At 61.8% G+C, this 22,434-nt stretch carries 21 protein-coding genes, 1 pseudogene and 1 other annotated feature; of the genes and pseudogenes, 10 read left to right on the top strand and 12 right to left on the bottom strand.

Annotated features, from left to right (window positions below; translation table 11 throughout):
• Nucleotides 1-7 precede the first annotated feature (7 nt).
• The 11 genes from ACLE20_RS11755 to ACLE20_RS11705 form a co-directional block, all read right to left on the bottom strand.
• Nucleotides 8-766, bottom strand: coding sequence for an ABC transporter permease (locus tag ACLE20_RS11755; protein ID WP_410940469.1), 759 nt, complete (start codon nt 764-766; stop codon nt 8-10).
• A complete protein-coding gene (locus tag ACLE20_RS11750) occupies nt 763-1,560 on the bottom strand; it encodes an ABC transporter permease (protein ID WP_410940468.1) in 798 nt (265 codons plus the stop codon). The genes ACLE20_RS11755 and ACLE20_RS11750 overlap by 4 nt, the downstream gene beginning before the upstream one ends.
• Entirely contained in the window at nt 1,557-2,582 is a 1,026-nt protein-coding gene (locus ACLE20_RS11745; RefSeq protein ID WP_410940467.1) for an ABC transporter substrate-binding protein, read from the bottom strand. The genes ACLE20_RS11750 and ACLE20_RS11745 overlap by 4 nt, the downstream gene beginning before the upstream one ends.
• A 49-nt stretch (nt 2,583-2,631) precedes the next feature.
• A complete protein-coding gene (locus ACLE20_RS11740; protein WP_410940466.1) occupies nt 2,632-3,414 on the bottom strand; it encodes a class II aldolase/adducin family protein in 783 nt (260 codons plus the stop codon).
• A 19-nt stretch (nt 3,415-3,433) separates the two neighbouring features.
• Nucleotides 3,434-4,369, bottom strand: coding sequence for an ABC transporter ATP-binding protein (locus ACLE20_RS11735; RefSeq protein WP_410940465.1), 936 nt, complete (start codon nt 4,367-4,369; stop codon nt 3,434-3,436).
• A gap of 354 nt (nt 4,370-4,723) precedes the next feature.
• Nucleotides 4,724-5,662, bottom strand: a complete 939-nt coding sequence (locus ACLE20_RS11730) for a nucleoside hydrolase (RefSeq protein ID WP_410940464.1) — start codon at nt 5,660-5,662, stop codon at nt 4,724-4,726.
• Nucleotides 5,662-6,591, bottom strand: coding sequence for a cupin domain-containing protein (locus ACLE20_RS11725; RefSeq protein WP_410940463.1), 930 nt, complete (start codon nt 6,589-6,591; stop codon nt 5,662-5,664). The genes ACLE20_RS11730 and ACLE20_RS11725 overlap by 1 nt, the downstream gene beginning before the upstream one ends.
• Nucleotides 6,591-7,844 (bottom strand): Zn-dependent hydrolase, encoded by a 1,254-nt coding sequence (locus ACLE20_RS11720; RefSeq protein ID WP_410940462.1) that lies wholly within the window; start codon nt 7,842-7,844, stop codon nt 6,591-6,593. Before ACLE20_RS11720 ends, ACLE20_RS11725 begins: the two co-directional genes overlap by 1 nt.
• 5 nt (nt 7,845-7,849) lie before the next feature.
• A complete protein-coding gene (locus ACLE20_RS11715; protein WP_410940461.1) occupies nt 7,850-8,728 on the bottom strand; it encodes an alpha/beta fold hydrolase in 879 nt (292 codons plus the stop codon).
• 43 nt (nt 8,729-8,771) lie between these two features.
• Nucleotides 8,772-9,908 (bottom strand): pyridoxal phosphate-dependent aminotransferase, encoded by a 1,137-nt coding sequence (locus tag ACLE20_RS11710; protein ID WP_410940460.1) that lies wholly within the window; start codon nt 9,906-9,908, stop codon nt 8,772-8,774.
• Nucleotides 9,909-9,911: 3 nt separating this feature from the next.
• On the bottom strand, nt 9,912-10,688 hold the full coding sequence (locus ACLE20_RS11705; protein ID WP_410940459.1) for an SDR family oxidoreductase: 777 nt from the start codon (nt 10,686-10,688) through the stop codon (nt 9,912-9,914).
• A 290-nt stretch (nt 10,689-10,978) separates the two neighbouring features.
• On the opposite strand from ACLE20_RS11705, the gene ACLE20_RS11700 reads away from it, so the two are divergent.
• The 6 genes from ACLE20_RS11700 (at nt 10,979) to ACLE20_RS11675 (ending at nt 16,833) form a co-directional block, all read left to right on the top strand.
• Nucleotides 10,979-12,061, top strand: a complete 1,083-nt coding sequence (locus tag ACLE20_RS11700) for an ABC transporter ATP-binding protein (RefSeq protein ID WP_410940458.1) — start codon at nt 10,979-10,981, stop codon at nt 12,059-12,061.
• A 46-nt stretch (nt 12,062-12,107) separates the two neighbouring features.
• A complete protein-coding gene (locus ACLE20_RS11695) occupies nt 12,108-13,412 on the top strand; it encodes an ABC transporter substrate-binding protein (protein WP_410940457.1) in 1,305 nt (434 codons plus the stop codon).
• 129 nt (nt 13,413-13,541) lie between these two features.
• Complete coding sequence (locus tag ACLE20_RS11690) at nt 13,542-14,366, top strand: carbohydrate ABC transporter permease (protein WP_410940456.1); 825 nt, start codon at nt 13,542-13,544, stop codon at nt 14,364-14,366.
• A gap of 1 nt (nt 14,367) precedes the next feature.
• Nucleotides 14,368-15,213 carry a carbohydrate ABC transporter permease gene (locus ACLE20_RS11685; protein WP_410940455.1) on the top strand — a complete coding sequence of 282 codons (846 nt, stop codon included), beginning with the start codon at nt 14,368-14,370 and terminating at the stop codon, nt 15,211-15,213.
• Between the two features lie 3 nt (nt 15,214-15,216).
• Nucleotides 15,217-16,068, top strand: coding sequence for an alpha/beta fold hydrolase (locus ACLE20_RS11680; protein ID WP_410940454.1), 852 nt, complete (start codon nt 15,217-15,219; stop codon nt 16,066-16,068).
• A gap of 57 nt (nt 16,069-16,125) precedes the next feature.
• Nucleotides 16,126-16,833 (top strand): GntR family transcriptional regulator, encoded by a 708-nt coding sequence (locus ACLE20_RS11675; protein ID WP_410940453.1) that lies wholly within the window; start codon nt 16,126-16,128, stop codon nt 16,831-16,833.
• Between the two features lie 77 nt (nt 16,834-16,910).
• Here ACLE20_RS11675 and ACLE20_RS11670 read toward each other — a convergent pair whose 3' ends face one another.
• The gene (locus ACLE20_RS11670) at nt 16,911-18,320 is read right to left on the bottom strand and encodes an amidase (RefSeq protein WP_410940452.1); all 1,410 of its coding nucleotides are present in this window, start codon (nt 18,318-18,320) and stop codon (nt 16,911-16,913) included.
• A gap of 160 nt (nt 18,321-18,480) precedes the next feature.
• On the opposite strand from ACLE20_RS11670, the gene ACLE20_RS11665 reads away from it, so the two are divergent.
• The 4 genes and pseudogenes from ACLE20_RS11665 (at nt 18,481) to ACLE20_RS11650 (ending at nt 22,336) form a co-directional block, all read left to right on the top strand.
• Nucleotides 18,481-19,569: an ABC transporter substrate-binding protein gene (locus tag ACLE20_RS11665; protein WP_410940451.1), complete on the top strand. Its 1,089-nt coding sequence runs from the start codon at nt 18,481-18,483 to the stop codon at nt 19,567-19,569.
• Nucleotides 19,569-20,450, top strand: coding sequence for an ABC transporter permease (locus ACLE20_RS11660; RefSeq protein WP_410940450.1), 882 nt, complete (start codon nt 19,569-19,571; stop codon nt 20,448-20,450). The genes ACLE20_RS11665 and ACLE20_RS11660 overlap by 1 nt, the downstream gene beginning before the upstream one ends.
• A complete protein-coding gene (locus tag ACLE20_RS11655; protein ID WP_410940449.1) occupies nt 20,435-21,193 on the top strand; it encodes an ABC transporter permease in 759 nt (252 codons plus the stop codon). The genes ACLE20_RS11660 and ACLE20_RS11655 overlap by 16 nt, the downstream gene beginning before the upstream one ends.
• 70 nt (nt 21,194-21,263) lie before the next feature.
• Nucleotides 21,264-22,336: pseudogene (locus ACLE20_RS11650) on the top strand (IS3 family transposase).
• Nucleotides 21,359-21,514, top strand: a sequence feature (AL1L pseudoknot). Its footprint overlaps the pseudogene before it by 156 nt.
• Nucleotides 22,337-22,434 lie beyond the last annotated feature (98 nt).

Here is a 22,434-nt window from a genome sequence, read left to right as displayed (position 1 = left end):
GCGAGGTTTACCTCCAGAAGACGAAACGCCGTTCCACGAAGCTGATCACGCCGAAGAACAGGAGGCTGATCGTCGAGGCGACGATGATGGCGGCCCAGACCTTGACGAAATCGATCTGCAAGACGGCTTGATAGATGACCCAGCCGAGGCCGCCATAGGCACCCAGCATTTCGGTCACGATGGCCACGAGCACGCTGCGGACCGTCGAAACGCGCATGCCGGCGATGATCAGCGGAAGCGCCGTCGGCAGCCGCAGGCGCCAAAGGATCGCAAGCGGCCCCCCTCCGAAGGAACGGACGAGGTCGACGCTGCGGCGATCGACCCGGTCGAGGCCGGCGACAGTGCTGAGAAAGATGGTGAAGGACACCGCGACCGCAACCATCACCACCTTGGAGCTCACCCCCATGCCGAACCAGAGCAGGACCAGGGGAGAATAGGCCACGACGGGGACCGAATTGATCGCCGTCGCAACCGGCACGACCATCCCGCGCACGATGGGAAGGACTGTTACGAGAACCGCGAGCGACAGGCCGATCACACAGCCGATCCCATAGCCGGCGATTGCCTCGAAGGCGGTGAAGGCGCTCGCATCGAGAAGCGCGCGCGCGTCCGAGATCAGGCCGGCCAGAATGGTGCTGATGGACGGCAGGACATAGGCCGGCAGGTCGAAGCCACGCGCCGATAATTCCCAAATGACAGCGATCAGACAGGCGCCTGCCATGCCGCGTCCGACCTCGCGGACGGAATCCTTGCGTCGTGTGCTCATCGCTCTGTTCCCCAGAAGACGATGCGACGCTCCGCGTACGACACGGCTCCGTGCAGCCCCGTTCCGAGGCAGGCGGAGACGACGATCGTTGCCCAGATGCCGACGACGTTCTCGTTATACATAGCTTGCAGCAGGAGCACGCCGAGCCCGGTCGTATCGCCGAACCACTCGCCGACGATTGCGCCTACGAGGGCAAGGGACGAAGCAAGCTTCAACGCCACGAAGATCTGCGGCAGGGCAGCCGGCAGGTGGAGCCGGCGCAGGATCTGCCCATCGCTGGCACCGAAGCTGCGCATCAATTCAACCTGCTTCGGATCGACCGATGAGAAGCCGAGGATGGCGTTGACGGTGACAGGAAGGAAGCTGACGTAGAAGGAGATCGCCGCCTTGGCAAACAGCGTATTGCCGAACCAGAGCACGACCACCGCGCCGAAGGCGATGACCGGGATAGTCTGCGACACGATGAACAGTGGGAAGAACAGCTCGCGAAGCGCGGTCCAGCGATGAAAGACGATGGCGATTGCGACGCCGAACAGGCTGCCGGCGACGAAGCCGAGCGCCGTCTCGAGGAACGTCCGCCAAAGACCGGCGAGATAGGCGCCCGGCGTTGCTGCGATGTTGGCGGCGATCGCGCTCGGGCTCGGCACGTAGAAGGGTCGGATGCCGAAGGCCATGACGAGGACCTCGATTGCCAGCAGCCCGATCCCCAGCAAAAGGAAAGGTCTTGCTGCCGCATAGATCCTGCCCGTCGCGACGACGGGCAGGTTTGCAGCAGGTACGATCGATCCGCTCACAGCCGCCGTTCCTCGGCCGGGATGCTCTCGATGAAGGTCGCGTTAAACGCCTTGTCCAGGTCGACGGGCTTCGAGATGACGCCATAGGTGGCCAGGAGCTCATTGGCCGATCCGACCGCGCCCTTGTCGATCGTGAAGATACCGTTCGTCGCGGCATTGCCTGCCGTCATCAGCGTCTTGACTTCCGACAGCATGAATTCCTGCTGGGCCCGATCGAGCGTCGGTGCGATCGTCATGATGATGTTGATCGCCTCCTTCTCGTTGGCGAAGGCCTCCTTCCAGCCCTTGACGCTGGCGCGGAGAAACTTCTCGACAAGCTCCGGCTTTTCGGCGGCGGTCTCTTCGGAGACGATCACCGTATCGCGCGGGAAGGAGACGCCGCTGTCCTCCGGCACGAACAGGTTGAGGTTGTCCTTCCCGACGCGCTGATTGATGACGTAGAGCTCGTTGTATCGGGTGGCGGTCACGACATCGACCTGCTTGTCGACGAAGGGCGTGACGGATACCTGCTGCGGCTGGATATTGGCGTCCTTTGGGTCGATGCCGGTTTTCGCCAGCATGGCCGAGAGAACATGGTTGGCGCCGGTGAACCAAGTCGTGACCGTCTTGCCCTTCAGATCGGCAAGGCTTTGAACCGGGCCGTCTTTGTGCGACACGAAGACGAACGGCGTTTGCTGGTGCGAGACACCGATGCAGACGATTGGCAGGCCCTTGTCGCGTGCTGCAAAGACGCTGTCGGTTCCGCCGGACAGACCAAACGTGTCGGCGCCGGTTGCGACGAGGTTCTCGGTCAGGAGGTTTGGGCCACCCGGGTTAATGGTGAGGTTGATGCCCTCGTCCCGATAATAGCCCTTCTCGAGCGCCACATAGAAGCCGGCGAACTGCGCCTGGGTCAGCCACTTCAGGCGCAGGCTGGCATCCACCAGATCTTGCGCCTTAGCCGGGGCGGTATAAAGGCCGAAGGCGGGGAGCGTGATGGAGGCGGCAGCGAAGGCCGCGATGAGATGACGTCTGCTGAGCATGGTACCCTCTCTTATCGTCTTGTTGTTGATGCCCTCCCGAGAAACGCGTTTACTGCCGGAAGTCGGATCCTTCCCGGTCCAACTGCCTTAGAAAGGCCGGCCACTCCCGCTCGCCGGCAATCAGAATATCGCCCTTGCTCTCCCAGAACTGACGGGCCGCCTTCTCGCAGACATCGTGCGGCGGAATGACGAGCTGTGCGCCGGACGCTGTCGCGGCCTGAAGATCGAGCTGGATGCGCGCGGCGCGCTCGAAATAGTAGAGCAGCATGAAGGCTTCGCCGGGGGTGCGGCCAATGGTCAGGATGCCGTGATTGCGCATCAGCATCACCTTGTTGCCACCCAGGTGGGCGATCAGGCGCTCCTGCTCCGCCAGATCGATGGCGACGCCTTCATAGGCGTGGAAGGCTTGGCGCTGATAGAAGCGCATTGCGAACTGGCTCAGCGGCAGCAATCCGTCTTTCTGGCACGATACGGCAACGCTGGAATCGGAATGCGTATGCAAGACGCAGACGGCGTCGTGGCTCGACTTGTGAAGCGCGCCATGGATGACGAAGGCGGCTTTGTTGACCGTATAGGGCGTCTCATCGAGCGTGTTGCCCTCGATGTCGATCTTGACGAGGCTCGACGCGGTAATCTCCTCGAACAGAAAACCGTAGGGGTTGAGAAGAAACTGGTCGTCGTGCCCCGGCACTCGCATCGAGATGTGGTTGTAGATCAGGTCATCCATGCCGAGACGGGCCACCATGCGATAGCAGGCGGCGAGGTCAACTCGCGCTTTCCATTCGCTCTCGGCGATATGGGCAGGGCGACCCGAATAATGATCAGTTATCATCTGTTTCCTCATGCTAAGATCAGTGTCCAGCGACCTGGAAGGACTTCATGCTCTCCTCCTCGATCGCCGCGAGAAGGGTCTTCTTCAGCGCGATGAACTCGGGAGAGGTGACGATATCGGCCTTGCGCGGACGCGGCAGGTCGACAGCCTGCTCGAGCTTTACCTTGCCTGGCCGTGCGGTCATGACCAGCACGCGATCGCCCAGGAAGATCGCCTCGTCGACATCATGGGTGATGAACAGAACCGTCCGCTTATGCTTCTGCCAGACATCGAGCAGCCAGCGCTGCATCATCGTGCGCGTCAGCGCATCAAGCGCGCCGAACGGCTCGTCGAGCAGCATAAGATCGCGCTTGAACAGGAAGGTCCGCATCAGCGCGACGCGCTGGCGCATGCCGCCGGACAGCTGGTTGGGATATTGCTTCTCGAACCCGGCGAGTCCGAACTCGGGCAGCATGTCGATCGCCAGCTTGCGCGCCTCTGCACGCGGCCTGCCTTCGATCTCGAGGGCGAGGATGGCGTTGTCGATCACATTGCGCCAAGGCAGCAGCAGATCGCGCTGCGGCATGAAGGATACCTTGCCGAGCAGATCGGACGCCATGGAGCTCACGCCCTTGAAGCGCAGGATGTTTCCCGGATCGGGCTCCTCCAAGCCAGCGAGGATGTTGAAAAGCGTGCTCTTGCCACAGCCCGAGGGACCAACCACCGTGACAAGTTCGCCGGGGCGGATCGAGACGTCGAGATCACTCAACGCTTTCGTCGACGCGAAGGTCTTTGAAATCTTGCGCAGCTCGATCAGCGGCTTTCCGTCATCGACGGAGTCCGCGGCTTCGAGGAGAGCGGGCGCCGCATAGGTAGATCGCGCGATCGTCGGCTTCAGCAATTCGACCAACCCCATGGCACCGGAGCCCGGCGTGCGAGCGAAAGCATCCACCGAGGTTATCGATCCGTCAGTCATCGGCACCACTCCTGTCACGTATGCAAATCTTCATTGACGAGATACAAGCAAGGCCCATGCCAGACTGAAACGCGGGGATAAAACTCGGATCTCGCTGCAATCTGCTGCCTCTGCCAGCAATTTGAGAGGCAAACTCGGACAAAAGTCAGGACATGCATGCGAGCTGCGGTTATGTTGGATACAATTACTTATTTTCTGCATCCATAATGCGCTCTTTGCTGTGCAGTTTTTGAGCATTTGGCGGCAACCGGCTGGGCGCTCAGAGCGTAAGCTGAAGCTGAACCTACGACCTGTAGCGCAAACTGCGGTGAGAACGACGCGCCAGATCACCGCGGTTCGAGAGGAAGCCAACGCTTAGGCAAGTGCTCGCTTCATCATGTCGAAGAAGCCGCTGTTCGATGCCTTCTCGACCACGCGTGCGTTGACCTTGAAGTCCGGCCAGCGATTTCCGAGAACCGGCGGATGCACCGCCGAGAAACCTCGGGTGATCTCGCCGGTGGTCTCGATCCGAACGACGGCGTCCCTGGCGCTCTCGATCAGATCGGGGTTGAGCGCGATGGCGCATGTCAGCGAGTCGGGATGAGTGCTGATCGGACGACCATAGCGCGTCTCCGCCACCTGCCTCGGCACCGCGGACACCCGGCGGTAAAACTCCGAGAGCGGTGTCTTCATGGCGAAGATTTCATCCAGCTGGTCCGCTTCGAACAGGCTGGAGCGCATGGTCAGCGTCCAGGTCGAAAGCGTGATCTTGAAGCCCGCCTCGAAGACGATCTTCGCCGCCTCCGGATCGATGAAGAAGTTGTATTCCGCGCAAGGGGTGATGTTGCCGACCGAATTGTCGGTGCCACCCATGATCCAGAGGTGGCGCACCGCCCGGGCGATCCGCGGCTCCTTCATGACCGCGAGCGCAATGTTGGTCAGCGGTGCCTGGGCGAGGATATCGATCGCACCGGGTTCTGCCATCACCTTCTCGATGATCGCATCGACTGCGTGGATCGGCTCGGGCCGCTGACGGGCGATCGGCAGATTGGCACCGCTCATCCCGTCATTGCCGTGCATGGTGGAGGCTTCCCAAGGCTTGACCATCGGACGGCGGGCGCCGCAATAGACGGGAACCTTGCCAGAGAAGCCGGCTGCCTCGATGGTGGCCAATGCGTTTTCCACCTGCTGGTCGAACGGAACGTTGCCGACGCAGACTGTTACCGCCTCCAGCGTCGACCCAGGCGTCTTCATGGCAAGCAGCAGGGAATAGGTGTCATCCCCTGCCGTATCGGTGTCGATGATCAGCCGCATCAGTAGAACTCGAAGCCCATCGTGCGGGCATGGTAATAGAGCCCACCGTCCTGCACGATCAGGAACTCGGCGCGTGTGTCGCCATCATTGTGGTGACTGTGCTTGGCGGCCGCAGGCGTTACGAGCGTTGCCCAGGGCGACCAGTCGCATTTCTGTTCGGCAACCATGGAATAGGCCGGCTCCCCGGCAACGACCAGCGTGATGGCGGCGGAATTATGCTTATGTGGCGGCTGCGCGCTCTTGGGCTTTAACGTGTTCAGCGACAGCGTCATGGTCGGCGTGATGTTGCGTGCGGCCTCGGTCTTCTCCGCCGAGAAGATCAATGCATGGCCGGATGTCGAGGCGTTGGCATTCGAACCATAGACCACGTCCAGCTGATGGGTGATTTCGCCAGCCGGATAATGCACGAAGTGGACGGCGGCGTCCTTGCCAGTCACGGGGGCCGACGTGTCGAACCGCAGCTGCGGATCATTGCCGACAGCCCAGAGGACGCTATCGTCCTCGGCTGTGATCGCGGATGTCACGCCGCCCGGCAGAAGGAAGACATCGCCCCTGCCGAGCGTCGCAGTCTCGTCACCCACGACGAGTACGGCGCTGCCCCGGATCACGTACCAGATCGATGCCGTGTTTACGAGCGTCGTATCGAGAGTCTCTCCGGCCTTGACGACGGCATAGCGCGCCAGCATCAGCGGCGTCGTCGCGGAAAAACCGCATTCCAGCTTGTCCGACTGGTCGCAATCGATGAAGCCGGTTTTTTCCATCGCCATCGCGCGGGCAGGCTCGTCCACGAAGATGTGCCCTGGCACCGGCGGCAGCTTGATGTTGAAGGCGTTGCCGGAATTGAAATAGCGGCTGCGCGCCTCGGCCGCGTTGGCGGGGTCGCGCGGCAGCTGGACCGGCATTTCGGCCATGTCATTGGCTGTGCTCATCATGCATCTCCTTGGTTAAGCGGAAGGCCGGCTTCCTCACAAAGCAGGTCGAGAAGAACGGTCGCGCCGGCAGCGACGTGATCCGGTTCGGACCATTCGTCCGGATGGTGGCTGATGCCGCCCCGGCAGGGAATGAAGATCATTGCCGAGCGCGCCAAAAGCGCCATCTGCCGCGCATCGTGACCGGCGGCGGACAGGATGTCGCGATGCGGAAAACCATGGCGGTCTGCAGAACGACGGATCGCATGACCGAGCTCTGCATCGAAGCCGTTGGAGGGCGCGTCGACGAGGCGACGGATTTCCAGCTCGCAGGCGCCGGCTTCAGCGAGCGCGATGTCTTCGAGGCGGCAGCCGCAGCTCTTGAGGACCGCATTGTCAGGATGACGCAGGTCGATCCGGAAACTTACTCTCGCCGGGACGACTGAGGGCGCATTGGGCTCGACCACCACACGGCCGATAGTGAACTTAATGAAGTCCTGACCGTCCATGGCATCGTGCATCCGCGTCGCCATGCGAGAAAAAGCTCGCACTGCGTCCCGGCGGCGAGACATAGGCTCGGTGCCTGCATGCGCCTCCCGCCCGTGGATCGTGATGTCGTAGGTCTTCTTGCCCTGAATGCCGGAGACCACACCGATGACGGCGTTTTCCTTCTCAAGCAGATCTGCCTGCTCGATATGCGGCTCGATATAGGCGTGGATGGGAAAGCCGAGCGGGCAACGCGGCAGCGCGGGAAAGGCAGCATGGAGGCCTGCCAGCGCCTCGCCGACGCTGATGCCATCCGCGTCGCGGACCACGGTGACTTCCTCCAGCGTTCGACGACCGGCGAAAAGCTCGGAGCCCATCATGCCAGGCGCAAAGCGGCTCCCCTCCTCGTTCATCCAGCCGACGACCACAATCGAACGCTGCGGCCTGACGCCCGCCTCGGCAAGCGCCGTGACCGCCTCCAGGGCAGCCAGCACGCCGAAGGCCCCGTCGAAAAGACCGCCCGTTGGCTGGCTGTCGATGTGGCTGCCGATGAGGACCGGCGCCAGATTCGGATCCTGACCTTCGAGGGAGAGAAAGAGGTTGCCGGCCGGGTCGGTGGACGCTTCGAGGCCGACTTCTGAACCCCAGGAAATAAGCTGCCGCCAGGCCGAGATCTCCTCTCGCGACAAAGCCTGTCGATTGACACCGCCACCCGGGAGCGCCCCGTGTTCGCCAAGCGCCATCAGCCGGGTCCAGAGACGATCGGGCGAGATTGCAGGCAGCGCCATGTCTCCTACTCCGTCCGCATCACCTGGCCGGGATCGGCGCGCGGATCGCGAATCGTCCAGGCGTCCTGCTCGACCTGGGCTATGAAATCGGAGACGAGAGCGTTGAAGAGCGCAGGCTCTTCGAGATTCAGCGTGTGGCCCGTCTTCGGCAAGATTGCGAGACCTGCCGCCGGCAGCATCTTCTTCAGGTAGATCGACGGCTGCAGGCAGTGGTCGTCCTCGTCACCGCTCATGATCAGCGTCGGCACCATCATCTTCTTCAGCTGGTCCTCGAGATCCCAGAAAGATGGTCGCCGGCACTGGACGCCGCGCATGGTGTTGGCGGCACCAACGGCCGAATGACGCGCCAAGCGTGCCGCAAAGGCGGCCCAACCACGCGGATCCTTGTTCTGGAACTGAACCCGGCTGGCACCGAGCGAATAGATCTTCGAGAATTCAACGGGATCCTTCTCGAAGTTGTCCGCCACCTTCAGCGACGTGTTGCGGAAATATTCGGCCGTTTCCCGCTCCGTGCCGTAGCCGGCACCGGCGACCGTCAAAGACAGCGCGCGCTCCGGCGTGCGCAGCCCGAAATGAAGCGTGGCGAAGCCCCCCATGGAGAGGCCGACGATGTGGGCCTTCTCGACGCCGCATGCATCGAGAACGGCGACGGCGTCGTCGGCGGCGATGGCCTGTGAGTACATCTCCATATCCGCAGGAATCTCGGACGGTGCGTAGCCGCGGGCCGCATAGGTGATGCAGCGGTGGCGACGAGCAAAGAAGCTCATCTGCGGTTCCCAAGCGTCGTAATTGCCGCCGAACTCGTGGATGAACAGGATCGGCGTTCCGCGCTCTCCCGCCGTCTCGTAGTAAAGTCTCGTTCCGTCCTGGGCCGTCGCGTCCATGTGAGAGCCTTCCTGCCTCGTGTCGGCGATGATGAGACCGGCCCTAGAAAAGGGCCGGTACGTCGTTCAGCGTGCGGGCGGTCTCGATGTAGCCCTGCAGGTTATCGCAGAAGCGTTCTGCCCATGCCGACGGCACGGAGGTCGAGACCTTGATGAAGCGATCTCCGAAGGTCGCCGTATGGTAGCGCCCCTGACGGATCATCACGCCATCGCGCCGGGCGGCTTCGACGATGGCCTCGGGCGAGACGCCGGTCGATGCGGTTTCGAGGACCAGGAAGTTGCCGTGCGAAACCGGGATCGGCACCCGGAGCTCTGCGGCCTTGGCGGCTTCGATGATCATCGCCTTGTTGGCGCTGTCGATGCGGCGCACGTCCTTCATCCATTCCGGCTTGACGGCGAGGCCGGCCATCGCAGCCCGCTGAGCCACCACCGATGCGCCGAGCACCGAGGTCGAGCCGGCCGCGAACTCATCGACCAGTTTCGGCTCGGCAACGAGCGCGCCAATGCGCATGCCGGCCAGACCAAGCCATTTGGAGAAGGACAGAGAAACGACGGTGCCCTCGGGTGCGACCTTGAGAACCGGCGTGTGCCCGTCGGCGAAGTCGCGATAGGTGCAGTCGTGAATCAGAAGCGCGCCAACCGAGCGGGCGATCTCGGCAAAAGCTTCGATCTCCTCGCGGTCGTATCGAATGCCGAGCGGATTGTTCGGATCGACGATGTAGATGATTGCGCAGCGCTTATCGACAGCAGCGCGAAGCGCGTCCGTCGTCAGCTTGTACTGGACCGATGGGTCATAGATCGGGATCTGGACAACTTTGGCACCAGCCTGTTCGGCGAAGAGGCACGGCCACTTCCAGGTCGGATCGGTGGTCACAAGGGTAGTGCCCGGCTTGGCGCGCGCCTTGCAGATCATGGCGAGCGCGTTGACGCCGCCTTCGGTGACCAGCGCCTCGGCCGAGGACGCGGATACGCCGAGATCGGTGACGATCGCACTGCGCAAGGCCTCGAAGCCCATCGGCGGGGCATAGGCATTGAACTCGCCGGCCTCGACGGAGCGGATCATGGCATCCGCCACCGCCGGATGGGTCGGGACGTGGTTGGTGTTCTGCCCCATCCATGCAAGATCAGGCGTGGAGAACAGGTCGTCGAAATAGCGGTTGCGGGTGCGAGCATCGGCCATGGGTCAGATCACCGAACCGCGCGCCGCGATGCCGCCATCGATCGTCACAACAGTCCCGCTGATATAGCCGGCCTTGGGCGACGCCAGGAAAACGCAGAGATCGGCGACCTCCTCAGCAGTTGCCGGACGCTTGCTCGGATATTTGTCGTAGAGCTCTGCCCAACGGCTCTCGTCGCCGAGCATGTCGATCGCCTTGCGCTTCATGATCTTGAACATGCGCGGGGTATCGACCGGGCCGGGATTGACGCCGACCACGCGGATGCCCTCATCCATGCTGCGACCGCCGAGCGCCTTGGTGAAGCTCATCAAAGCGGCATTGCCGGTGGAACCGGCGAAATAGGCGGCATCCCAGTTCTCGCCGGAATTGCCGATGACGTTGATGATGACGCCACCCTTGCCCTTGCGCCGCTTCCAGAACTCGCGGGCCAAGGTGATGTAGCCGAAGACCTTCAGGTCAAAGCCGCGGCGAATGGAGTCGTCCGTCACGTCCTCGATCGAGCCAGCTGGGATATCGCCGGCATTGTTCATGAGGATGTCGTAGTCGCCGCAGGCGTCGGCGAGCGCAACCATCGCTTCGGTCGTACCGAGATCGGCCTGGTGCACGGTGACGGTGACCGGGTATTGCGCCAGTTCCTTCTTGAGCTCTTCCATCGCTGCGCCATTGCGGGCTGCGAGGTGAAGGTGACATCCCTCGGCAGCCAGGACCTTCGCGATGGCATAGCCGATGCCCTGCGAGGCTCCGGTGATCAGTGCCGTCTTTCCAGCAAGGTTAAGCTCCACCTGCATCTCCTTTTTGAATACAAATTTCGCCTTCTTGAATACGATAATTCGGCAGCCTGTCCATCGCTTTTCGGACAATGGTGAGAAAATTTTTCCTGATTTCTCGCCTTTGATGAATTTTTTTGCATTCTTAGCGGAGTTTTTCACCTTTCGGCCTGCCTTTTAAGCAGTCTTGACGCCAGCCTCAAGAAAGCAAGGTTTGTATACTAATAACGCTTGCGAGAATACATAATCCGCCGCATTCTTCATCGTGGCCTTTGGGCGTGGTGAATGCGGACAGCGGAATTCTCATGGCGGATGTATCTCTGAAGAACGTGCGGAAGACCTACGAAAGCGCCTCGGCGAATACGATCGAGAGACTGGACCTCGATATTCGCAGCGGTGAATTCGTTGTCCTCGTCGGTCCGTCCGGTTGCGGGAAATCGACGACGCTCCGGATGCTGGCGGGGCTTGAAGAATTGACCGATGGCGAGATCTGGATCGGCGATCGTCGTGTCGACGAACTGGAACCGCGCGATCGCAACATTGCGATGGTCTTCCAGAACTATGCCCTCTATCCGCATATGACCGTTGCCCAGAACATGAGCTTCGGCCTGAAGCTGTCGGGCATGGCCAAGGCCGAGATCCGCCGCCGCGTCGAGGAGGCGGCCAAGGTTCTCGACATCGCCGCCCTGCTCGATCGCCGTCCGAAACAGCTTTCGGGCGGTCAGCGGCAGCGTGTCGCCATGGGGCGGGCGATGGTCCGCGATCCCGCGGTCTTCCTCTTCGACGAGCCGCTTTCGAACCTTGATGCGAAGCTGCGCGGGCAGATGCGCGCAGAGATCCGCCGCCTGCACAAGCGATTGAAGGCCACCACGGTCTACGTGACCCATGACCAGGTCGAGGCGATGACGCTTGCGGACCGCGTCGTGGTGCTGAACAAGGGCGCGATCGAGCAACAGGGCACGCCGCAGGAACTCTATGAGCACCCGGCAACGCGGTTCGTGGCAGGCTTCATCGGCAGTCCGACCATGAATATCCTGCCGGCCGACGTCGTCATGGACGGTGAAACGCCGACCCTGGTGATCGCGGGCGCGCGCCTTGCTGCGCCCTCCGACAAGATCCAGCCACTGATGGCCTTCGTCGGCAGCCGTGTCGAAATCGGCCTGCGGCCTGAACATTTCCTTGCTGACGGTGCAACCGACCTCACGGTGCCCGTGGACATGGCCGAGCTACTCGGCCCGACGACGCTCGTCCATTTCACGCTCGAGGGCGTCGCCTGCTCGGCCATGCTTGCGCCAGAGCACGCCATGTCCGAGGGGCAGATGCAGTCGCTGCGCATCGCCCGCGACCGCATGTCCCTTTTCGACCCTGAGACCGGTCGCGCCATCTGAGACGACCGCAGCCTATGCGACATCATAAAACCAAGGAGAACAGCTGATGAATGCCCGCACCCTCTTTCTCGCCAGCCTGCTTGGCGCCACCGCGCTCGGCGGCAGTGGAGCATTCGCTCAGGACGCTCCCGCTTGTACCGGGGAGGCGGTGACGCTGCGTATCCTGCGCACCCCTGGCAACTACCCCTACCCGGCGCCGATGGAGGCTTGGCAGAAGGAAAACCCCTGCGTCACCTTCGAGATCAACGAAGTCCCGTTCGCTCAGCTTGCCGACACGATCTCTGTTCAGGCCGCCAGTTCCAACCCGCCTGACGTGCTCGTCTATGACGGGCCGAACACTCAATCTTATGCCGCCTCCGGCATCCTCCTGCCCTTGACCAAATATCTGCCCAAGGGCTGGGACGAAGACATCCTTCCCGCCACCAAGGCCGAGCACAGCTACGAGGGCGAAGTCTACTCGCCAGGCATCGAACAGACCACGGTCGCGATGTACTACAACAAGAAGCTGGTCGAAGCCGCCGGTATTAAGCCGCCCCAGACGCTCGACAAGGCGTGGACCTGGCAGGAAGCACTGGCGGCCTTCAAGGCATGCCAGCAGGGTCCGGCCGGCGCACCGAGCGTCTGGGGCCTCGGCCCGACCCGCTTCGGCAACGGCCAGCCCGGCCTCGTCTACCAGGACCTGATCTATCAGCGCTCCGCCGGCGACCCCAACGCCGATCCAGAAAGCTCCGCCTACAAGACCTTCTGGGCCCTGTCCAAGGACGGCAAATCGGTCGAGGGATATCTCAACACGCCGGAAGCGGTCGAAGCCCTGAAATTCTATCAGTCGCTCTTCAACTCCGAGGGTGTCGCTCCCAAGGTCGGCATTCCCAACGCCTTCTTCGACAGCAAGGCCTGCTTCTACATCGACACGCCGGCGGCTGGTAACGCGCTGATCAAGGATCCGAAGATCGAGTGGGGCATCACCCCGATCCCGCACTTCAAGACCCCGATCGTTCACACGGGTTCGACTACGATCGGCGCAACGGCACGGTCCAAGCATGCCGAGATCGCGGCGAAGTTCGTTGTCGACATGTCTACGGGCGAATACGCCTATATGAACGTCAGCCAGCGCGGCAATCTCCCGACGCTCAAAAGCCTCTTTTCCCGCTTCGATGTCTACAACGCCTATCCGATGAAGGTGTTTGTCGATCAGTTGCAGGAATGGGGCCAGCCGCGCCCGCCGGGCCCGAAGTTCGCCCAGTACGACAAGCTCGTCACCGATGCTCTCCGCGGCGTTGCCTTCGGCGGCGATCCGGCGGAGCTGATGTCTGATGCCGAGAAGAAGGTCCAGCGGGTCCTCGATCGCTAAGCAACAGGCGCAACTATGTCGGTTCTAGAACTCCCATCCACGGCTTCGGCCGATCCAAGAACGCGGAAGCCGGCCACCAGGCGACAGAAGCGGGATTGGCTGTTTGCGGCCGGCTTTCTTGCGCCGTTCATGATCCTGTTGCTGGTCTTCCAGTACGTGCCGCTGCTCGTCATGGCCCGCAACAGCGTCTATGACTACTCCCTGCTCAACCCGGCCGCCGCCAAGTTCGTCGGGTTGCGCAATTTCACCGATATGGTCGAATATGATGACGCCGCCGTTTCCTTTGGCGTCACCTTCCTCTTCGCGCTCGGCGTCGTCGTCTTCGTTATTCCCGTCGCCTTCTCGCTGGCGCTGTTTCTCAACTCCAAGCTGCCGGCGCGCGGCCTCGTGCGCACGATGATCATGCTGCCGGTCGTGACCTCCTCGGTGGTCGTCTCCACCATGTGGGCCTTCCTGCTTGACCCTTCGAATGGGCTGATTAACGGCGTCCTCAACATCATCGGTGTCGCCAACCAACCTTTCCTCACCTCGACGAGCCAGGCGCTACCGGCCCTGATCGCCATGACACTCTGGCAGCAGGTGGGTTTCGGGGCGATCCTGTTCCTCGCCGGCCTGCAAGGCTTGCCGGCCGAACTGACGGAAGCCGCGCGGATCGATGGCGCGACCCGCCGCCAGGTTCTTTGGAACGTGACGATCCCCCTGCTCTCCCGCACGACACTCTTTGTCGTGGTCATCATGACCGTTTTCTCGCTGCAAGCCTTCGCCCCGGCTTTCCTGATGACGCAGGGGGGACCGCAGGAAAGCACCAACCTGATCGTCTATCACATTTATAACACAGCCTTCATCATGCAGCAGGCCGGTTACGCCTCGGCTTTATCCGTCGCGCTGCTGCTTGTCGTGCTCGCCATCTCCATGGCGCAGATGGCCTTGCTGCGCTCTCGGTGGAATTACTGACATGAAGAAGCACCATCTCCGGCGCGGCGTCATGGTCGGTCTCGTCATTGTCGTCATTCTCTGCTGCTTTCTGGCGCCCTATGCCTGGATCGTCTCCTCGTCCTTCAAGAACCAGCTGACGCTCTTTAACGACGTCGCGCCCCTCTCCTGGCGCGCCTTCCTGCCCGTCGAGGGCACCTTCGAGAACTACCGCACGCTCTTTCAGCGCACCAACGTGCTGACGGCGCTGATGAACACCGCCATCGTTGCCGGAGGCCAGGTTGCGCTGACATTGCTGCTCTGCTCGATGGCTGCCTATTCGCTCACACGCATCCGCTTTCCCGGAGCCAGGATCGTCTTCGTGCTGATCCTGCTGACCTTTCTGCTGCCGATCGAGGCGATGATGGTTCCGCTCTACCAGGTGGTTTCCGGTCTCGGTCTCTCCAATTCGCTTCTCGGGGTCATGATCCCGTGGATTGCCAGCCCCTTCGGTCTCTTCCTCCTGAAGCAGGCCTTCGAGGAACTGCCAATCGAGCTGGAGGATGCAGCGCGACTGGATGGTGCCGGCCATGTCCGCATCTTCTTTTCGATCGTGCTGCCGAATGTGAAGGTGCCGATGCTGACGCTCGGCCTCATCACCTTCCTCTTTTCCTGGAACAGCTTTCTGTGGCCGCTTGTCATCGTCCAGGATCCGGCTATTCAGGTCATCCAGGTGGCCATCGCCCAGCAGGGCTCACCGACGCAGCTGCCGAATTGGGGTGAGACATTTGCCGGCGCGACGGTCGCAACCGTGCCGCTCATCCTGCTTTTCCTGCTGCTGCAGAAATATTTCACGCAGGGCATGACCACCAGCGGGATCAAGGGCTGAGCCATGAAGGAACCTCTCTTCGCCCCTCTCGCAACACTGGAAGCCCCGATGGGCGGACAGATCGGCTACCGGCTCTTCGGAACCGAAGGCGATTGGCTGGTGCTGATCCATGGCTGGTGCGGCAATGCCGAACATTGGAACGCCATCGCGCCCGAACTGGCACGCGATCACCGGGTCCTTGCAGTCTCTCATCCCGGTTTCGGCGGAATGCGACCGCCGCCGACGGCTGGCCAGACGATCCAGGCGATGGGCGCCGCCGTCGCGCATGTGATGACGAATCTCGGCATCGTCGATGCGATCCTGATCGGTCATTCGATGGGCGGCCCGATCATGACGGAGGTTGCGATCATCGCGCCGGAGCGGGTCAAGGCGTTGCTCGGTCTCGATACCTTGACCGACCGCGACTATTACGGCCGGGTGCCGCATGACGAGATTGTCCGGCGCCATGAGGACTTCGCCTCCGACTATCAGGGCTGCATGCGCGCGATGATCGACCGTATCGTCCATCCTTCGACGGACGAGGGGCTTCGCCAGATGATCACCGACGCCATGATCGCATCGGCGCCTGCGAGCTTCGCCCTCGACGTCAAGGACGACCTCTTCGGCTGGGATGCGGAGACGCGCTGGCCATTGGTCACCTGCCCGGCCGTCATCCTGAACTCAACCTGGGTCGCGCGATTGGCAGATCCAGAGCCAATGGCCTGCTTCGCCGAGACGCTTGTGCGAGACTATGATTCCGGCCACTTCCCCATGGTCGAAGCGCCCGCGATGATTGTGGAAAAGCTCCGATCCTGCCTTGGCGAGCTCGTATACCCAATACTCCCCATTGAATGCACCGCGAAAAGATCTGTATAGATGCCCCCAGCGAAGTACAAAGTGGCCATTGGCAGTCCCGCTAGAGGAGTGACCGCGTTGGATCAGGATGAGCGTGTGCTCGAGGCAGCGAACGGGGTGCGTGCTCCAACCCGTGCCGGCGAACTGCGCGAACAGCTCGAGCAGATGATCCTGGACGGCCGGCTCGCTCCAGGTGAGCGGCTGGACGAGATGGACCTGGCGCGACGCTTCGGCTTGTCGAGGACGCCGGTGCGCGAGGCGATCAAGGCGCTGCTGGCGGTCGGGCTTGTCGAAACACGCGGCCGCCAGGGCACGCATGTCGCGCTCCTCTCCATTCCGGCCTTGATCGAGATGTTCGACGTCATGTCGGCGCTCGAGGGTCTCTGCGCCCGCCTCGCCGCACGCAGGGCTACCCCTGCCGAGCGAGCCGCAATGCGCAAGGTGCACGAGGAGCTGGTCGAGGCCTATCATTCCGGCGACCCGGTCGACTTCTACAAGGTGAACCAGAAGTTCCACGACCAGCTCTATGCGGCGGCGCATACGCATTTTATCGCCGATCAGGCGATACAGCTGCGCCGGCGCATCGGCGCCTATCGCATGCGCGCCACCTACCAGCCGGGCCGCATGCTGAGCACGCTGACCGAGCACACCCGCATCATGGATGCGATCGATGCCGGAGATCCGGAAGCGGCGCGGAAGGCAGCCAGCGATCACGTCCAGCTCCTGGGCGATCAGCTGACCGACTTCATCTCCTCCTTGCCGGCCCATATGAGCCGCGCTCAATAGCAGGGTCAGGCAGCGCACCGGCCAAGTGTACGTGCGCTACCTTCTCGAGGCGCTGAACGCGCTCCACCTGCATCGATTCACGCTTGCAGCGTCGGGCGTCGCCGATGGAACGACGTCTCGCTCTGATAGGCGCCGCCCGCCTGGCACAACAGCGCTTCTGCAAACGGCTTGGCAACAAACTGAAAGCCGATGGGGATGCCTTCGCTGCTCTGTCCGCATGGCATGGTGATCGTCGGATAGCCGCACACATCGAAAGGCGCCGTGAAGGGGCCGATGGCGAGGATGGCAGCCGGATCCTCCCCCAGCGATGCCATGTACTCGAGCGAAGGTCCGGCTACGGGCAGGCCCGGCACGATCAGCAGATCGATCGTCGCGAAAAGGCGCTCGATGAGGCCGTTGAACTGGCGGCGGTCTTCGAGCGCCGCTGCCAGATCGCGTGCCGAATGCGCCCGCCCCCGCTCCAGCAGGGCAGACAGGCGTTCGCCATAGTCGGCCTTGCGCGCCGGGTAGGTCGCCTCATGTGCCATCGCGCATTCGACCGCGCACTGGACAGCCCATCCCCGCAGCACCGGGTCGGGATCGGGAAAGCGCACCTCCGCAAACCGGGCTCCCAAGCCTTGCATGACCTCGACCACCGCCCTGATCGAAGCCACGACCTCGTCGGTCGCACGCGCCGCAATGAACGTCCAATCGATGCCGATCGTCATGCCACGGACATCGGCGCTCAGGGCCGCTGCGAGATAGTCATCGACCGGAACCTGCGATGCGGTCGGGTCGGCAGGGTCCGGTCCGGCAATGGCGCCGAGCAGAACCGCGGCATCGGCCACGCTCCGCGCCATCGGCCCGACATGGTCCAGCGAGTTGGCGAGCGGAAACACACCATGGCGGCTCACGCGCCCCCATGTCGGCTTGATACCGACGACGCCGCAGCAGGAGGACGGCAGACGAATGGAACCGCCCGTATCCGTTCCCAGCGCGGCATAGGCGAGCCCTGACGTGACCGCCACGCCGGAGCCCGAGGATGACGTTCCGGTCCAGTGACCGGCGCCGAAAGGATTGACCGGCGCAGTGATTGTCGGGTGATGATCGGCATAGACGCCTTCAGTCAATGTCAGCTTGCCGAGCATGACCGCGCCTGCCTCTTTGAGCCGGGCGGTTGCGGTCGATTCCTCGCGCAGCTCCTGCTCGGCGAAGACAGGGCTGCCGAAGCCTGTCGGGATATCGACGGTCGCGAAGGCATCCTTCACCGCAAGCGGAATGCCATGCAGCAAGCCACGCCACCGGCCGGCTTCGATCTCGGCATCTGCCTCACGCGCTGTCTCAAGCGCCTTTTCGGGCGCGACTGCAGCATAGGAATGCAAGGACCCGTCATAGCTGGCGATCCGGTCGAGCATCAGCTCTGTCAAGCAGACCGACGAGATGGCACCGCTCCGTATCGCCTCCCCGAGTTTCGTTAGTTCGGCGGACCACACGGGCTCCTCCGTCATCGAGCTTTCCTCTCTCCATGGCGTGACCAATCGTTTCAGGACCCACTTCAGCCTAAAAAATCACGGCTGTCAAAAATGAATACATAATAGGCATATATTGCATTTCCGAGAGCTGATAGGCCGAGATTTTCGCCTCATTGCGCGGTGCGGCTCCCCCCAATTGCTGCAGACAGAGCAAATCCATGACTGGCATGCATATTGCAGTCGTAATCCTGCATACAAAAAAATGGGGAATTGCATCATGAATCGCTGGTTAAAGCTTAGCCTCGCCTCGCTCGCATTTCTTTCCGCCGCGGTCGGCGGCGCTGCCTCCGTTCAAGCCGAGGAACCTATTTCCGTCCGTTTGAAATGGGTCGCACAGGCTCAATTCGCCGGCATCTATGTCGCTAAGGCGAAAGGCTTCTACAAAGACGCGGGCCTTGATGCGACGATCAACCCCGGTGGCCCCAACATTAACGTGGAAACGCTCGTCGCCTCGGGCGCGGATACGTTCGGCATTGCCAGCGGCACGGAAGGCGTTCTCTATGCGCGCGAAAAAGGGCTGCCGCTGATCTGCATCGGCATGTCCCAGCAGATGACACCTTTCGCCTATGTCACCTACGACACGTCGGGCATCAACTCGGTCAAGGATTTCAAGGGGAAGACCGTTGCGACATGGATGACAGGCCCGCAGTTCACCCTCTATTCGGTCCTTGCGCATGAAAGTTTGTCGCAGAGCGATGTCAACGTCGTCTCGCAGCCCTTCTCGATGCAGCCCTTCATCGACAAGCAGTACGACGTCGCGACTGTCACGCTCTACAACGAGCTGAACACGCTGAAGGAACAGGGCATCGACAACCTCAAGACCTTCCTCCCGGACGATTCCGGCGTCACCACCCAGCAGGATTCGATCGTCACCTCGGAGACGATGATCAAGGAGAAGCCCGAGATTGTTCAGGGCTTCCTCGACGCCACGCTCAAGGGGTGGAAATACGCCTTCGAGAACAAGAAAGAGGCCGTGGATATCGTCATGGCTGCGGGGTCCGGTCTCGAGCGCAAGCATCAGGAACTGATGCTGGACGAGATCGAGAAGTTGATGCGTGCCAAGCTTGGCGGCAGCCAGGGTCTCGGTGCGATCGACATGGCCTCGATCAAGGCCGTGCATGACAGCCTTATCGAGTACAAGGCGCTGCAAAAGCCTGTCGATCTCGAAGCAGCCTTCGACGGAACGTTCTGGGCAAAAACCCCGGCTTCGGCAAAGTCGATGTGATGGTGCCGATCGGGAGCGGAACCATTGGCTTCGCTCCCATCAGCCACGACAGCGATGCGCCGATATTGGAACGCATCGCAGATGCGGCCGCGCAGAAATGCAGAGCTCGCGCAAATGTCTTCGGGGTTTCAATGAATCGACGTCTTCTTCTTGAGCATCCGATCACCGGCATCGCACTTGCGCTGCTGGCATGGGGTGTCCTCGTGCCGATGCTCGGGGTTCCGCCGCGCTACCTTCCCTCGCTTGCGCGCGTTGTCGCGGACGCCGCCTCGGTCGCCGGGGAACTTTGGGTCAGCTTTCTGCATAGCTTGACCGAAACGGTATTGGGCTTCGTGGCCGGTGCGGCCATGGGGGTCGCATTTGGCGTCGGCTTCGCGAGCAACAGGCTTTTGCAGCGCTCCATCTTGCCGCTCTTCGTCGCCTTGCAGAGTGTTCCCGTCATTGCCTTCGGCGCCATTGTCGTCATCTGGTTCGGCAACGGTCTTCTCGCAAAAGTCGTGATCGCCCTCTACCTGACGTTCTTCCCGGTTTCCGTCGCCACCCTTAGGGGGCTGCAAACGGTGGACCCCGAACGTGTCGCCCTCTTCCTGAGCTTCGGCGCATCGAAGGCTCAGGTTTTCTCGCGTCTGGCCCTGCCGACCGCCATGCCCTCGATCTTCACCGGCCTGAAACTTGGCGTGTCCCTCAGCCTGATCGGAGCCATTGTCGGCGAGTGGTTCGGCGACAGTGTTGGTCTGGGCGTGATGTTGCTGCAGGCCCTCTATTTCGAGCAGGTGGAGCGCGTCTGGGTGCTGATCGTCATCTGCGGCCTGCTTGGCGCGCTCCTCTATGGCATCCTGGCTTTGATCGAAAGGAAGTACGTCTGGTGGCGGATCGTCTGAAAACCCTGGCCGTTGAGGCCGTTCCCGTCCTCCTGGCTCTCGTCGCATTTCTCTTTGTCTGGGAGGCGATGACGTCCTATGGCGGCGTTCCCCGCTATGTGCTGCCGTCACCAAGCGACATCGCATCTGCCACGCTGAGCTCCCTGCCTCGGCTGGCGGGTGGTCTCTGGCTGACGACGCTCGAAGCCATCTCCGGTTTCGCGCTCGGATCCTTGCTCGGCTTGCTGCTCGCCTGTGTTTTTCTTCTCGTCCCGATACTACGCATCGTGTTTCTGCCGCTGCTCATCGCGCTGAACACGGTACCGTCCATCGCCTTCGTTCCGCTGGCGCTGCTCTGGTTCGGAATGGGCGCGGCCTCGAAAATCGCCATCGCGGCGCTGGCCGTCAGCTTCGCAGTCCTCCTCTCAGCGCTGGAGGGCTTCTCGCGGACGGACACGGCGCATGTGAACCTTCTTCGCAGCTTCGGCGCTGGCCGACTTGCTCTTCTATGGCGGCTGCAGCTGCCGGCAGCCATGCCCTCCATCGCGACCGGCTTGCGCATCGGCCTTGCGCGCAGCACCATCGCGGTCATCGTCGCCGAAATGCTCGGCGCATATCAGGGCATCGGGCAGATCGTCTATCGCGCCACCGCGGAGATGGACGCGCAGACCGTCTGGTCCGCCATCCTCGTCTCCTCACTGACCAGCCTGGCTCTCTACGGCCTTCTCGTCGCAGCCGACAGGCGCCTTATTTGGTGGCGATAAACTTGCGCGCGCCTCCAGAAGCTCTTTTCCGTCGACGCGGTTGGAGGGCGTTGCAGATGGAAACTTCCGTATTCGACGTTCTACAGGCCAAATTCAGACGACTCCGTCGCGCCGCTCGAGGCGTCACGAGCTTCGTCAGGCCAACGAGATTCTGCGCAAGGCTTCGGCCTATTTCGCGATGGCCCTCTCGGTGAATGCAAGCATTCTCCTGCCGGGTAACAGGAAGCTCGACCGCCCCTTCAAACGATGATTTCGTTCACCGACGAACACCGTGGTGTGTTCGGGGTCGAGCCGATTTTCAGACTGCTGCCGATCGCCCCGTCAACCTACTACGAGAATGTCGCCAAACGCCTGGACGTGGATCGCCTGTCAATCCGCGCCAGCAGCGATATCGGCCTGACGATCGAGATACGCCGTGTCTTCAAGGAGAACTTCCAGGTCTATGGCGTGCGCAAGGTCTGGCGTCAGTTGCAGCTGGAGGGCTTCGACATCGCTCGGCTCGCACTGTTGTTCGGCTTATGAGGGCAATGGGGCTGGCGGGCATCATCCGTGGCAAGCCAATCCGAACGACGATCAGCGACAAGGCCGCCCCATGCCCACTCGACCGCGTGACCGGGAGTTCTTTGCTCCCGCGCCGAACATGCTGTGATTATTCGATTTCACCTGCGTGGCGACTTGGCAGGGCTTCGTCTACGTGGCAACGCGACAAATGCTGCGCATTTGCGCGGATGTCATTGATGCCTTTGCACGCCGCATTGTCGGTTAGCGGGCAAGCCGGGCCGCACATGCGGGCTTCGTCCTCGATGCCTTGGACCAGCCGCTTCATGATCGGCAACCCGTCCATCGCGGTGGGCTCATCCACCATCCGAGAGGGGCGTGCAACACGTGTCCATTCGCCATTCCGAGAGACTGGCGGAAGCGGGCATCGAGCCCTCCGTCGGAAGTGTTTGCGACAGCTACGATAATGCTCCCGCTGAAACGATCAACGGTCTCTACAAGGCAGAGGTCATCCACCGGCGAGGACCATGGCGCAACTTCTAAGCTGTGGAGTTCACCACACTCAAATGGGTCGCTTGGTTCAACAAACGCCGTCTTCTGGAGCCCATAGGCAACATACCGCCAGCCAGATGCGAAGTCGGTTGACATTGTACTGAGATTTCGGTGTATTTCGCGATGTACCCAAGAATGTACCCAAACCGAAGTTTTGGCTACTCGTGAATCAATGGGTTACAAGCCGTTTG

It is taken from the genome of Rhizobium sp. YIM 134829 (assembly GCF_046546455.1).
Note: the sequence above shows the minus strand (reverse complement) of the source record. Positions and strands in the feature narration are given on the sequence as shown.